This is a genomic window from Pseudomonas putida, assembly GCF_002906855.1.
In the GTDB taxonomy this organism is placed as follows: Bacteria; Pseudomonadota; Gammaproteobacteria; order Pseudomonadales; family Pseudomonadaceae; genus Aquipseudomonas; species Aquipseudomonas putida_N.
This window is the reverse complement of the sequence record NZ_MINI01000028.1, coordinates 1,737,589-1,750,036: the sequence shown is the minus strand read 5'-3', so window position 1 is coordinate 1,750,036 and position 12,448 is coordinate 1,737,589. Positions and strand designations below refer to the sequence as shown.

At 63.2% G+C, this 12,448-nt stretch carries 14 protein-coding genes; 11 read left to right on the top strand and 3 right to left on the bottom strand.

The annotated features are described in order from the left end of the window. The first annotated feature begins 161 nt into the window (after window positions 1-161). The 4 genes from BGP85_RS08440 to BGP85_RS08425 all read left to right on the top strand — a co-directional run bounded on the left by BGP85_RS08440 (window position 162) and on the right by BGP85_RS08425 (window position 3,288). Window positions 162-872, top strand: coding sequence for a histidine phosphatase family protein (locus tag BGP85_RS08440; protein ID WP_103446750.1), 711 nt, complete (start codon window positions 162-164; stop codon window positions 870-872). Window positions 873-926: 54 nt separating this feature from the next. After that, window positions 927-1,244, top strand: a complete 318-nt coding sequence (locus BGP85_RS08435) for an SCP2 sterol-binding domain-containing protein (protein WP_027920549.1) — start codon at window positions 927-929, stop codon at window positions 1,242-1,244. A 185-nt stretch (window positions 1,245-1,429) separates the two neighbouring features. Further along, on the top strand, window positions 1,430-2,497 hold the full coding sequence (locus BGP85_RS08430) for a phosphotransferase family protein (RefSeq protein WP_103446749.1): 1,068 nt from the start codon (window positions 1,430-1,432) through the stop codon (window positions 2,495-2,497). Between the two features lie 23 nt (window positions 2,498-2,520). Next, a complete protein-coding gene (locus BGP85_RS08425; RefSeq protein ID WP_103446748.1) occupies window positions 2,521-3,288 on the top strand; it encodes an SDR family oxidoreductase in 768 nt (255 codons plus the stop codon). Between the two features lie 109 nt (window positions 3,289-3,397). Here the strand turns inward: BGP85_RS08425 and BGP85_RS08420 are convergent, their stop codons facing one another. Next, the gene (locus BGP85_RS08420; RefSeq protein WP_103446747.1) at window positions 3,398-3,748 is read right to left on the bottom strand and encodes a hypothetical protein; all 351 of its coding nucleotides are present in this window, start codon (window positions 3,746-3,748) and stop codon (window positions 3,398-3,400) included. Window positions 3,749-3,921: 173 nt separating this feature from the next. On the opposite strand from BGP85_RS08420, the gene BGP85_RS08415 reads away from it, so the two are divergent. From BGP85_RS08415 to BGP85_RS08400, 4 genes are all read left to right on the top strand, one after another. Further along, the gene (locus BGP85_RS08415) at window positions 3,922-4,101 is read left to right on the top strand and encodes a hypothetical protein (protein WP_103446746.1); all 180 of its coding nucleotides are present in this window, start codon (window positions 3,922-3,924) and stop codon (window positions 4,099-4,101) included. 74 nt (window positions 4,102-4,175) lie between these two features. Then, entirely contained in the window at window positions 4,176-4,565 is a 390-nt protein-coding gene (locus tag BGP85_RS08410) for a glycine zipper domain-containing protein (RefSeq protein WP_103446745.1), read from the top strand. A 154-nt stretch (window positions 4,566-4,719) separates the two neighbouring features. After that, window positions 4,720-6,549 carry an SLC13 family permease gene (locus BGP85_RS08405; RefSeq protein ID WP_103446744.1) on the top strand — a complete coding sequence of 610 codons (1,830 nt, stop codon included), beginning with the start codon at window positions 4,720-4,722 and terminating at the stop codon, window positions 6,547-6,549. 138 nt (window positions 6,550-6,687) lie between these two features. Then, entirely contained in the window at window positions 6,688-8,106 is a 1,419-nt protein-coding gene (locus tag BGP85_RS08400) for a GGDEF domain-containing protein (protein WP_103446743.1), read from the top strand. Between the two features lies 1 nt (window position 8,107). Here the strand turns inward: BGP85_RS08400 and BGP85_RS08395 are convergent, their stop codons facing one another. Further along, on the bottom strand, window positions 8,108-8,866 hold the full coding sequence (locus BGP85_RS08395; protein WP_103446742.1) for a sulfite exporter TauE/SafE family protein: 759 nt from the start codon (window positions 8,864-8,866) through the stop codon (window positions 8,108-8,110). A 99-nt stretch (window positions 8,867-8,965) separates the two neighbouring features. On the opposite strand from BGP85_RS08395, the gene BGP85_RS08390 reads away from it, so the two are divergent. Further along, complete coding sequence (locus BGP85_RS08390; RefSeq protein ID WP_103446741.1) at window positions 8,966-9,886, top strand: LysR family transcriptional regulator; 921 nt, start codon at window positions 8,966-8,968, stop codon at window positions 9,884-9,886. A 116-nt stretch (window positions 9,887-10,002) separates the two neighbouring features. Here BGP85_RS08390 and BGP85_RS08385 read toward each other — a convergent pair whose 3' ends face one another. Further along, a complete protein-coding gene (locus BGP85_RS08385) occupies window positions 10,003-10,197 on the bottom strand; it encodes a hypothetical protein (protein ID WP_103446740.1) in 195 nt (64 codons plus the stop codon). Between the two features lie 451 nt (window positions 10,198-10,648). Here BGP85_RS08385 and BGP85_RS08375 point away from each other — a divergent pair, with 451 nt between their 5' ends. Both BGP85_RS08375 and BGP85_RS08370 read left to right on the top strand, forming a co-directional pair. After that, window positions 10,649-11,224: a cysteine hydrolase family protein gene (locus BGP85_RS08375; RefSeq protein ID WP_103446739.1), complete on the top strand. Its 576-nt coding sequence runs from the start codon at window positions 10,649-10,651 to the stop codon at window positions 11,222-11,224. A 115-nt stretch (window positions 11,225-11,339) separates the two neighbouring features. Beyond that, entirely contained in the window at window positions 11,340-12,386 is a 1,047-nt protein-coding gene (locus tag BGP85_RS08370; RefSeq protein ID WP_103446738.1) for an alpha/beta fold hydrolase, read from the top strand. The last annotated feature ends 62 nt before the right edge of the window (window positions 12,387-12,448 follow it).

Here is a 12,448-nt window from a genome sequence, read left to right as displayed (position 1 = left end):
GAAACTGTAGCAAGCATACCGTTGCGCCCGTGCCCTCGCCAGCCGAGGTAAACGCTGGCAACACAGTTCAAACAACCTTTTCAAACGCTTGTATGTTTTTTCGTTGACAGCCTGTGTGGCGCATCCTAACCTCGCAGCAACCTTCAACGCCGGATACCGCAGTGGGCAATCTCTACCTGATCCGACATGGCCAAGCCTCCTTCGGTGCAGACGACTACGATGTCCTCTCGCCCATAGGTGAGCGCCAGAGCCAGGCCCTGGGTGAACACCTCGCCCAGCTCGGCCTGCGCCTGGACCGCTGCGTGGCCGGTAATCTGCGCCGCCAGCAGGACACTGCACGGCACGCACTGCAGGCGATGAACGCCGGCGGTTGCGCGGTGCCGGCCATTGAGACCGACCCGGCGTTCAATGAGTTCGATGCCGATGGCGTGATTCGTGCCCTGCTGCCTGGCCTGCTGGATACGGAACCGCATGCCCGTGAGGTGCTGCGCAACGGTGCACAGAACCGCAGCGAGTTCCAGCGCTTGTTCGCCCTGATGGTGCAACGCTGGCACGCCGGCGACCACGCCGATGACGGACTGGAAACCTGGCAGGCGTTCACCGCACGGGTCGAAGCCGGCCTGCAGCGCGTGCTGGGCACTGCTGAGAGTGGCGACAACATCGCCGTGTTCACCTCCGGAGGCACCATCGCCGCCCTGCTCCACCTCATTACCCGAATCACCCCCAGCCAGGCCTTTGCGCTGAACTGGCAGATCATCAACACGTCGCTCAGCCAGCTGAAGTTCCGCGGCCGCGACGTGGCACTGGCCTCCTTCAACAGCCAAGCCCATGTGCAGCTGTTGAGGGCGCCGGAGCTCATCACCTACCGTTGAGCCCGGCCCGTTGTGTCCTTGCGGACGCGAATATCACTTAACAAGGAAAACACCATGAGCGATGTAGCTAAAGCCGTCGAGGCGATGAAAGCAAAATTCAACCCAGCTGCTGCGGCTGGCCTGGACCTGGTGTTCGGCTTCAACATCACCGACGAAGACAAGCACTATGCGCTGCTGGTCAAGGACGGTACCTGCGAAATTCAGGAAGGCGAGAACCCGGATGCCAACTGCACCCTGGTGCTGGACAGCGAAACCCTGAAGGGCATCGTCAGCGGTGAAACCGACGGCATGCAGGCCTTCATGGGCGGCAAGCTGCGCGTCGAAGGCGACATGATGCTGTCGATGAAACTCAGCGAGCTGTTCCCTTCCTGAGTGATGGGCACAACGCACGATGAGAAAACCGAAGCCTGACCGGCTTCGGTTTTTTTTTGCCCGGCATTCGGTGCAGTGATCGACCAGCAACACCCTCGCCAATATGGCACCTGGCACGCTTGTTCCACGGCCGCCAGGCCATTAGATTAGCCAATAGTCCTTGCGCCAGATAATAAGGAAAACGCATGACGCTCACCGACCAGTCCACCCAGGTACGCCCCGGCGAAGAACTCGACGCGGCCGTTATCGATCCTTACCTGAAGGACCACATTGCCGGCCTAGAGGGCACACCGAGCATCAGCCAGTTCCCGGGCGGCGCGTCCAACCTCACCTACCTGGTCAGCTACCCAGACCGTGAATTCGTGTTGCGCCGCCCACCGTTCGGCCAGAAGGCCAAGTCGGCCCATGACATGGGCCGCGAGTTCCGCATCCTCAACCAGCTCAACAGCGGCTTCCCTTATTGCCCCAAGGCCTACGCCCACTGCACCGACGAATCGCTGATCGGTGGCGAGTTCTACGTGATGGAGAGGGTCAAGGGCGTAATTCTGCGCTCCGACATCCCCACCGAGCTGGGCCTGGACGCCAGCCGCACCGAGGCCTTGTGCAAAAGCTTCATTGACCGCTTGGTCGAGCTGCACCAGGTGGACTACCACGCCTGTGGCCTGGCTGACCTGGGCAAGCCCGAAGGTTATGTGCAACGTCAGATCGAGGGCTGGACCAGCCGCTACCAAAAAGCCCTGACCCCCGATGCACCACGCTGGGAAAACGTGATCGCCTGGCTGCGCGAGAAGATGCCTGCCGACCACCCGCGTCCAGGCATCGTGCACAACGACTACCGCTTCGACAACGTGATCCTCGACGCCGACAACCCGATGCGCATCATCGGTGTGCTCGACTGGGAGATGGCCACCATCGGCGACCCGCTGATGGACCTGGGCAACAGCCTGGCCTACTGGATCGAGGCCAGCGACCCGGCACCGTTGCAACTGATGCGCCGCCAGCCGAGCAATGCCCCTGGCATGCGCACCCGCCGCCAGTTCGTCGACTACTACGCCGAGCGCGCCGGCATCCGCCTGGACAACTTCGATTACTACTATTGCTACGGCCTGTTCCGCCTGGCCGGCATCGTCCAGCAGATCTACTACCGCTATTACCACGGCCAGACCCAGGACAAACGCTTCGCCCAGTTCATTCACATGAACCGGCTGCTGGAGCAGATGAGCCTGCAGGTCATCGGCAAGTCCACGCTCTGACGCCAGACAACAAGGAAAACAGCATGCCCAAGACCCAACTGTTCGACCTCGACGGCAAGATCGCTTTCGTCTCCGGCGCCAGCCGTGGCATCGGCGAAGCCATTGCCCATCTGCTGGCCCAGCAGGGCGCCCACGTGATCGTCTCCAGCCGCAAGCTGGAGGGCTGCCAGAAGGTGGCCGACGCCATCATCGCCGCGGGCGGCAAGGCCACGCCGGTCGCCTGCCATATTGGCGAACTGGAGCAGATCCAGCAGGTGTTCGCCGGCATCCGTGAACAGTTCGGGCGCCTGGATATCCTGGTCAACAACGCGGCCACCAACCCACAGTTCTGCAACGTGCTCGACACCGACCCGAATGCCTTCCAGAAGACCGTCGATGTGAATATCCGCGGCTACTTCTTCATGTCGGTGGAGGCCGGCAAGCTGATGCGCGAGAACGGTGGCGGCAGCATCATCAACGTGGCCTCGATCAACGGTGTTTCTCCGGGCCTGTTCCAAGGCATCTATTCGGTGACCAAAGCTGCAGTGATCAACATGACCAAGGTGTTCGCCAAGGAATGCGCGCAGTTCGGCATTCGCTGCAACGCCCTGCTGCCAGGCCTGACCGACACCAAGTTTGCCTCGGCCCTGGTAAAGAATGACGCCATCCTCAATGCCGCGCTGCAGCAGATCCCGCTCAAGCGCGTGGCCGACCCCAAGGAAATGGCCGGCGCCGTGCTGTACCTGGCCAGCGATGCGTCCAGCTACACCACTGGCACCGCGCTGAATGTCGATGGTGGTTTCTTGTCCTGATCATCGGGGCGGGGTGGCGCTGAGCGCAGGGCTTGGGTGTTGTGTTGACGCGGATACCGAGCGCCGCCCGCGCGGCGCTCGGTATCTGCCCCACCAGAAGACTCAAGCCTTACAAACAGGTGGCCGCCGCCGCCCGGCGCTGCAGGGCCATGCCGTCATTCTTCTGCGCGTAGTAATCCACTCGCGTCCCGCCCGCCTGTGGATACACATCCACGAACGACTCCGCCTCGCGGGTATAAACAGTCAACCCGCCCTGCTTGCGTGGCTCCAGGTAGCCACTGGCGTCGTCGCCGAACACATCCTCTTTCTGCCAGCTGAACTGGATGCACTGGGCCACCAGCTCCGGCGCCTTGCGTGAATCAAGCTGGGCCGTCGGCTTGCCGCCCCGCGCCGTATCCATGGTCGCGCTTGCGCAACCGACCAACACCAGCGCCGCAGCCATCGGCAGAATTGCTCGCATGTTCCATCCTCGGGGCAAAAAAGAAAGCGACTCTAGCACTGCCAATGAATTGGCCCAAGTACGCCATTCATCGCCCTCACGGCAAAATTTTGCAGGGCATGGAAACCAAATGGATCGATCCCAGTCTCAGTAAGTGTCCCGTAAACCTATGCGGATCAAGGACCTATATCGAGATGACCCGCTTTGCAAGCTTTTCGCTGATCGCCGCCTTCCTGCTGTTGTCGGGATGCTATCACGACCACTACCGTGATGACGGCGGCTGGCGCGATGACGACCGCGGCCACCGGCACCACCACCGACACGATCGCGACGACGACGACCGCCAATGGCGCGGTGACCGATACGACCGCTGAAGCGTCTCCCCTACCCTGACCCGCCGCCCAACCGTGCGGCGCCTTAACCTGATGATTCCTTCGAGGTTCCAATCATGCGTCTGACTCTACCTTCCCTCGCTCTTGGCCTGCTGCTGTGCCAGGGCGCTTTCGCCGGTGACGGTACTGCCGCCATTGGCGGTGGCCTGGGTGGTGTCCTGGGCAACGTTGTCGGCCAGCAAATGGGCGGCCGCACTGGCGCAGCTATCGGCGCCGGTGTCGGCGGTGCAGCCGGTAGTGCGGTAGCGGCGAAGAAAGGCAACCGTACCGAAGCCGCCATCGGCGGTGGCCTGGGTTCGGCCGGCGGCTCGCTGCTGGGCGGCGCGGTAGGCGGCAAGAATGGCTCCACCATCGGTGCCGGCCTGGGCGGCGCAGCCGGTGGTGCCCTGGGCAACCACCTGGGCGACAACGGTGGCAGCAAGAAGCACCATCACCGCCGTCACTAAGTGATGACAATGAAAAGGGCCGCATCTTGCGGCCCTTTTCATTTGTGCCAAGGCTGCAAACCTTGCAGCACATCAACACCACCTTCACCGCAAGCTGCCACACTGACTGCTACTGTCTTTCGTGCCCCCTTGAGTGAAGGAACACCCCCGCCCCATGAACCAGGAACTGCTCTGGGTCCTCGGCCTGCTGGCTGTCGTCGTCATGCTCTTCGTCATCAACCGCCCACGCATGGACGTGGTCGCCCTGTTGGTGATCCTTGCCCTGCCGCTGTCGGGAATCCTCACCGTGGAACAGGCCCTGGCCGGTTTCAGCGACCCCAACGTGGTGCTGATCGCCGCCCTGTTCGTGATCGGCGAAGGGCTGGTACGCACCGGCATCGCCTACCGCATCGGTGAGTGGATGAGCGAACGGGCCGGTAACAGCGAGGCCCGCCTGCTGGTCTTGCTGATGGTGTCGGTGGCCGGGCTGGGCTCGGTGATGAGCTCGACCGGTGTGGTGGCGATCTTCATCCCGGTGGTGCTGAGCATTGCCGCACGCCTGAAGCTGTCACCCAGCCGGCTGATGATGCCGCTGAGCTTCGCCGGCCTGATCAGTGGCATGCTCAGCCTGGTGGCCACCCCTCCCAACGTGGTGGTGCACAGCGAGCTGGTACGCCATGGCGAGCCCGGCTTCAGCTTCTTCAGTTTCACCCCGTTCGGCCTGGTGGTGCTGGTGCTGGGCATCGGTTACATGCTGCTGACGCGCCACTGGCTCAATGGCGAAGTGCGCAAGGACGGTCGCGTCGAGAGCCGGCGCACGCTGCTCGACCTGGTGCTCGACTACAAGCTCAGCGGCCGCGAACGGCGCCTGCGCATCCGCCCGCAGTCGCCACTGATCGGCCATACCCTGGGTGAACTGGAGCTGCGTACAAAGCACGGCGCCAACGTGATCGGCATCGAACGCCAGCACAAGTTCACCACCCGGGTGATCGCCGCCGACTCGGGCACCGTCCTGCACGAGGGCGATGTGCTGCTGCTCGACCTGTTCGCCAATCGTGACGACCTGCGTAACCTGTGCCAGACCATGCAACTGGAACCGCTGCACTTCAAGGCGGCCTACTTCATCGACCAGTCCCAGGACCTGGGCATGGCGGAAGTGTCACTGCCGCCAGGCTCGCAGCTGATCGGCAAGAGCATTCTGGAGCTGGCCTTCCGCAGCCGCTACGACCTCAACGTGGTCGGTCTGCGCCGCGAACAGGCGGCCATCGAAGAGCAACTGGTGGAAGAAAAACTGCGCCTCGCAGATACCCTGCTGGTGGTCGGCCCATGGAAGGCCGTGCGCCAGCTGCAGAGCCAGCCAAAGGACTTCCTGGTCTTGAGCCTGCCGGCCGAAATCGATCAGGTCGCGCCCGCCCGCACCCGTGCACCGCACGCGCTGGTCAGCCTGGTGGTGATGGTCGGGTTGATGGTCAGCGGTGCGGTACCCAATGTCATCGCCGCGCTGATCGGCTGCCTGCTGATGGGCGCCGGGCGCTGCATCGACATGAACAGCGCCTACCGGGCCATTCACTGGCAGAGCCTGGTGCTGATCGTCGGCATGCTGCCGTTCGCCCAGGCGCTGCAGAAAACCGGCGGCATCGACCTGGCGGTGGGCGGCCTGGTCAGCCTGCTGGGCGGCGCCGGGCCTCTGGCCATGCTGGCCTGCCTGTTCACGGTAACGGCCGTCATCGGCCTGTTCATTTCCAACACCGCCACCGCGGTGCTGATGGCACCGGTGGCGATCAGCACAGCAACGCAACTGGGGATGTCGCCCTACCCGTTCGCCATGACCGTGGCCCTGGCGGCATCGGCGGCGTTCATGACGCCAGTGTCTTCACCCGTCAACACCCTGGTGCTCGGCCCAGGTCAGTACCGCTTTGGCGACTTCGTCAAAATCGGCGTGCCCTTTACCGTGCTGGTGATGCTGGTGACCGTGCTGATGGTGCCCTGGTTCTTCGGCCTTTAGGCAATCTGGCAAGGAATGGAGGCTATTTGACATCAACTTGCACGATTACGGCAGATTGACATCAAGCACCCGGTGCCAACACACTGACACGTCAACGCCCCAGGTGCTTATTGCCGTTGTCCTGGATTTCGTTCCCGCTTGTCGGTCGAGCCTATGGTTTTTCCAGCACAATCGCGCCTGTTGCCCTTTATCGCCCTGTTCGGGCTGACCTTTGCCCTGACCCTCGGCGGGATCCTGGCCCGACCGATCGAATCGTTATCACTGTTCTGGCCAGTCAACGCGGTGCTGGCCGGCGTGCTCTTGCGCTACCCGCGCCAGGCCAGTCTCGTGGGCTTTATCCTGGTGTGGCTGGCGATGGTCGCGGCCGACTTGGCCTGTGGCAGTGCCTGGGCGCCAGCCCTGTGGTTCAACCTGTGCAACCTCGGCGTGGTGGTGACGGTGTGGTGGCTGCTGTCGCGCCTGCCCCGCCCGCACCGGCGCATGCGCACGCCGTATGGCGTGCTCAGTGTGTTCGGTGCCTGCGCGGCGGGTGCCGTGGTGGCGGCCAGCATGGCCTGCGTAATGGCCGCACCGTGGTTCGAAAAGTCGCTGCAGGCCACCTGGCAGGCCTGGTTCAGCGAACAGTTCTCGACCAGCGTGCTGGTGTTGCCGGTGCTGCTCACCGCCCCTTCGGCGCGCGTACTGATGCGCAGCGGCGCCCAGGCAATCCGCCTGGCGCCCTTGCTGGTGCTGCTGGCCTCAATAGCCTTCAGCATTGCCTTTGGTGGGCCAGGCGCCATCGCCTTTCCGATTGCCGCGCTGTTGTGGTGTGCCTGGACGTACTCACCCTTCCTGGTGTCGTTGCTGGCACTCATCGCCGGCAGCACGCTGATCGTCGCAGTGGCGCAGAACCTCATGCATTTCAGCGTGCCGCAGAGCGAACCCGGGGTCACCACACTGATGTCGGCACGCCTGGGTATCGCCATGCTGGTCCTCGGCCCGCTGGTGGTCGCCTGTGTCAGCCAGGCCAATCGCAGCCTGCTGGCGCGCCTGGCACGCCAGGCCACCATCGACCACCTCACCGGCCTGCTCAGCCGCAGTGCCTTTACCCGCCAAGCCAATGCCCTGCTTGACAGCCGCCAGCAGCATGCACTGCCGCTGACCTTGATGATGCTCGACATCGATCACTTCAAATCGATCAACGACCACCATGGCCATGCAGTGGGCGACCAGGTCCTGCGCCAGTTCGCCCGCACCCTGCAGGACCAGTTGCATGACGAAGAACTGCTGGCTCGCCTGGGCGGCGAAGAGTTCGTGGTGGTGCTCCCGGGCTTGCCGCCGGAGCAGGCCAAGTTCACCGCCGAACGCCTTCGCCGCGCTGTGCAGGACCTGCATACGGCCCAGGGCGATGCGCGCCTGCAGATCACGGTCAGCATTGGCCTGGCCGGCTGCGCCGCGGACGAAACCGCGCCCAGCCTGGACGAACTGCTGGCACGCGCCGATCAGGCGCTGTACCGGGCCAAGGCCCATGGCCGCAACCGCGTCGAACAGGCCGAGGCACAGCGCCAGGTGATCTGAATCAGGTCAGCAGGTCCCAGGACAGCTTGGCGATCAGCACGCACAGCAAGATCAGGAACAGCCCGCGCACGAAGCCTGCGCCCTTGCGCACCGCCAGCCAGGTCCCGGTCAGTGCGCCGAGGATATTGCACGCGGCCATCGGCAGGGCAATGGCGTAAAGCACATTGCCCGACGGCACGAAGAACACCAGGGCTGCCAGGTTGGTGGCGATGTTGACCACCTTCGCCGACGCCGAGGCATGCAGGAAGTCGAGGGCGAAGAAGCGGATGAACAGGAAGATCAGGAAGCTGCCGGTGCCTGGGCCGAACAAGCCGTCATAGAAGCCGATCGCCCCCCCGATCAGCACCGCCAGGCACTGCTCCCGACGGCCGATCTTCGCCGGCTTGTGCAAGGTGCCGAAGTCCTTCTTGCAGAAGGTGTAGATCGCCATCAGCACGATCAGCACCAGCACCGCCGGGCGCATCACGCTGGGCGGCACCAGCGAAACCGTGGCTGCCCCGGCGAACGACATGACAAAGGCGCTGAGCGCCGCCGGCACGATCAAGCCCCAGTCCAGGGTCACCTTGCGAATGAACGAGCGAGCGGCAAAGGCCGTGCCGCACACTGAAGCCAGCTTGTTGCTGCCCAGCAACGCTGCCGGCTGCGCAGTGGGCAACACGTTGAACAGCGCCGGGATCTGAATCAGGCCGCCTCCGCCGACAGCGGCATCGATCAGGCCAGCAGCAAAAGCAAACACGGAGAGTACGGCGATATCCATCATGGCGCGGTTCCAGGCAGTGAAAACGGACTGCAAGGCTAATCAAAGCGGCGCGCTTGTGTTGAAATGCCATATTGCGAAAACTGCAACAAGGAGCCTTCCATGGCATTGGACATGCTGCGCGAAATCCAGGCGTTCGTCAGTGTTGCGCACAAGCGCAGCTTCGTCGCCGCCGCACGCGCGCTGGGTCGCTCGCCCAGCGCGGTGACACGGGCGGTGCAAACCCTGGAAGACAACAGCGGCTGCAAGCTACTCAACCGTAACGCCAACGCTGTGTCCCTCACCGAAGCCGGTGAGCGCCTGCTGCCTCACGCCGAACGCTTGCTGGATGTGCAACGCGACGCGGTCGATGAACTGGCCGCGCTTACCGGCAGCGCGCAAGGCTGGGTGCGCTTTGCTGCGCCGCAACTGCTCGGCGAGCATGTTTTACCGGGTGTGCTGGCCAACTTCGGCCAGCGCCACCCGCAAGTAACCCTCGACGTGCAATACAGCGACGCAGCCCTCGACCCATTGCACGGCAAGTTCGATTTCGTGGTCCGTGGCGCCTTTGCGCAGTCGAGCGAACTGATTGGTTACCCGCTGTGGCGCTACCACCGACACTTGTATGCCAGCCCGGCCTATGTCGCCCGCGCCGGCATGCCCGAGCGGCCCGAGCAGTTGGACAAGCACGCCCTCATCTTGCATACCGCCCCGCGCATCCTCAAGGCCTGGCACTTCTGCTGCGACGGCCAGATCACCAGCCTACGCCCGCACCCACGCTTGCGCCTGGGTTCTGGCGATGCGGTTTATCACAGCACCCTCGCCGGTGCCGGTATCGCACGCCTAGCCGATTGGGTGGCAGAAGCACAGGTGAAGGCGGGACGCCTTGTGAGGGTGTGCGCGGATTACCGGCTGACCTCAAGCACTGGCCAGGACCCGCAGATGCACGCGGTGTACCCCTCCGGCGAGCTGCCCGCCCGGGTGCGCGAGTTGCTGCTGGCCTTGCGCCAGGCGGGTGAAGCCGCCTCTGAAAGGGCCGGCTGAAGGCTGTTCAAATTCTGCTCAATTTAACAGAACCCGCAATTTGCCTGGCTTACAGAATCTTATCCACAGACCTACCCACGTTTTTTGTGGACAGATTTCCCCGAGCAATGAAGGACTTATCGCACGCTCAGCAGCGCGATATTCGCCGCCTTGACCAGCTCGATCCACTCCTGCGCGCTGATCTCCCCGGACTGTTCCAGGGACTCGGCACAGCGCAGCGCCTGATCGTATTGATCCTCTTCGAGGATGCCTTCGCTGAGAAAACGGCTACGCCACTCCAGCATGGCTGAAGTGCCCTTCTTGCATTCCATCTATGTACTGACTCCCAAGGCAAAAGACTGGGTGCGCTATATACGACCCATTATGACGCAGCGGGAGACTACACGAGGCTTTTACACTTGAGAACGACTTGCACCTACCACTGGTCCAGCGGTACGGCCGAGGGAGACTGCCAGGATCTGGCAGCAATCTGGCCCATCTCGCGAGGTAGACGGGCCGGAGGGCGTGGGGAGAATCAGCTTGGCGGAATGGTGCCCAACAGGCCAATCAGAATGGTCAACAGCAGAAAGCCACCCAGAAACAGCGCGAGCTTGCCCATCGGAACCTCTTCAGTGTGATAGCAGGGATGAAGAGCATTGTCGGCATCAGGCTGATACGGTTACAGATTCAGGTTCGAAGAAAAAAAGCGGATCAGATGATGCGGCCCGGAGCAAAACCTGGCACCTGTGCTAGCTTACAACGCTCCCAGACAAGGACCCCTCCATGACCGCGCTCGCCGCCAACGCTGCCCTGCTGCTGATCGACCTGCAAGTCGGCATCCACCACCCTCGCCTGGGCCGGCGCAACAATCCCGAGGCCGAATTGCGCATGGGCGAACTGCTGGCGGCATGGCGCCTGGGCGGGCGACCGGTCGTGCACGTACGGCACGTATCCCGCTCGCCCACTTCGGTGTTCTGGCCAGGCCAGGCGGGCTGCGAATTCCAGCCGGCCTTCACGCCGCTGGCCAGCGAAACCGTGTTCGACAAGCATGTGCCGGATGCCTTCGCCAACTCGGGGCTGGAGCGCTGGCTGCACAATCGCGGTATCAGCGAGCTGGTGATCGCGGGTGTGATCACCAACAATTCGGTGGAATCCACGGCGCGCTCGGCAGGCAATCTCGGTTTCACCGTGGTAGTAGCGGCAGACGCCTGCTTCACCTTCGACCAGCATGACCTGCAAGGTCGGCTCTGGCTTGCCGAGGATGTGCATGCAATGTCGTTGAGCAACCTGGCACTCGATTACGCACAGATTCTGGACAGCGCCGACCTATGCGCCTGTATCTCAATGTGTACAAACTGAGACCGGATACACAAGAACGCTCACCGCAGCTGCAATCGACACATCCTCGATACAGCGATCGTCTTGAATGACTTGCATCCCGCAGCGCCGATGGCCAAGCCAAGGAGACGCCCCAATGCAAGCTCGCCACATACCCGTCGCATCGACCGCCCCCCGTCGTTTCAGCCGTTCCATCCTGTTTGCCTGCGCCCTGCTGCCACTGGCCGTATCGGCAGCCGCCACCACGCAGGCGGTGCAAGCGCAACCTGCCGTCGAGGCAAGCGACACTTTCGGCCCGCTGAAACACATAAAGGCTGGCGTCCTCGACGTCGCCTACGTTGAGCAAGGCCCGGCCGACGGGCCGGTGGTGATCCTGCTGCACGGCTGGCCCTACGACATCCACAGCTTCCAGGACGTCGCCCCAGCCCTCGCCGCCAAGGGCTATCGGGTACTGGTGCCTTACTTGCGCGGCTACGGCGAAACGCGCTTCCTCTCGCCTGACACGCCACGCAACGGCCAACCCTCGGCGTTGGCCAGCGACGTGATCGCCTTCATGGATGCACTGCAGGTCAAGCACACGGTGCTGGCCGGCTTCGACTGGGGCGCGCGCACTGCCGATATCGTGGCGGCGCTGTGGCCCGAGCGGGTCAAGGCACTGGTCTCGGTCAGCGGTTATCTGATCAGCAGCCAGGAAGCTGCCAAGGCGCCGTTGCCGCCGAGCGCGGAGCTGCAGTGGTGGTACCAGTACTACTTCGCTACAGAGCGCGGCCAGGCCGGCTACGAGAAGAACCGCCATGATTTCGCCAAACTGATCTGGCAGACCGCATCACCCAAGTGGGGCTTCGACAACGCCACCTTCGAGCGCAGCGCCAAGGCGCTGGACAACCCGGACCAGGTCGCCATCACCGTGCACAACTACCGCTGGCGCCTGGGCCTGGCCCAGGGCGAAACCCAGTACGACCCACTGGAAGCCAGGCTGGCCAAGCTGCCCAGCATCGGTGTGCCAACCATCACCCTCGAAGGTGACGCCAATGGCGCGCCGCACCCGCCAGCCGAGGCCTACGCACAGCGTTTCACTGGCAAGTACGAGTACCGACTGATCACTGGCGGTGTTGGCCACAACCTGCCACAAGAGGCCCCGCAGGCATTCGCCAAGGCAGTTGTGGATGCCGATCACCTCTGACCGGCCCACAGAGACGAAAAACGCACGCAGCAGACAGAACGCGCAGCCATTTGCGTTGCGCG

Coding starts and splice junctions, on each gene's coding strand:
- BGP85_RS08435 (WP_027920549.1), top strand. CDS start 927: ATGAGCGATGTAGCTAAAGCCGTCGAGGCGATGAAAGCAAAATTCAAC.
- BGP85_RS08430 (WP_103446749.1), top strand. CDS start 1,430: ATGACGCTCACCGACCAGTCCACCCAGGTACGCCCCGGCGAAGAACTC.
- BGP85_RS08425 (WP_103446748.1), top strand. CDS start 2,521: ATGCCCAAGACCCAACTGTTCGACCTCGACGGCAAGATCGCTTTCGTC.
- BGP85_RS08420 (WP_103446747.1), bottom strand. CDS start 3,748: ATGCGAGCAATTCTGCCGATGGCTGCGGCGCTGGTGTTGGTCGGTTGC.
- BGP85_RS08415 (WP_103446746.1), top strand. CDS start 3,922: ATGACCCGCTTTGCAAGCTTTTCGCTGATCGCCGCCTTCCTGCTGTTG.
- BGP85_RS08410 (WP_103446745.1), top strand. CDS start 4,176: ATGCGTCTGACTCTACCTTCCCTCGCTCTTGGCCTGCTGCTGTGCCAG.
- BGP85_RS08405 (WP_103446744.1), top strand. CDS start 4,720: ATGAACCAGGAACTGCTCTGGGTCCTCGGCCTGCTGGCTGTCGTCGTC.
- BGP85_RS08395 (WP_103446742.1), bottom strand. CDS start 8,866: ATGATGGATATCGCCGTACTCTCCGTGTTTGCTTTTGCTGCTGGCCTG.
- BGP85_RS08390 (WP_103446741.1), top strand. CDS start 8,966: ATGGCATTGGACATGCTGCGCGAAATCCAGGCGTTCGTCAGTGTTGCG.
- BGP85_RS08385 (WP_103446740.1), bottom strand. CDS start 10,197: ATGGAATGCAAGAAGGGCACTTCAGCCATGCTGGAGTGGCGTAGCCGT.
- BGP85_RS08375 (WP_103446739.1), top strand. CDS start 10,649: ATGACCGCGCTCGCCGCCAACGCTGCCCTGCTGCTGATCGACCTGCAA.
- BGP85_RS08370 (WP_103446738.1), top strand. CDS start 11,340: ATGCAAGCTCGCCACATACCCGTCGCATCGACCGCCCCCCGTCGTTTC.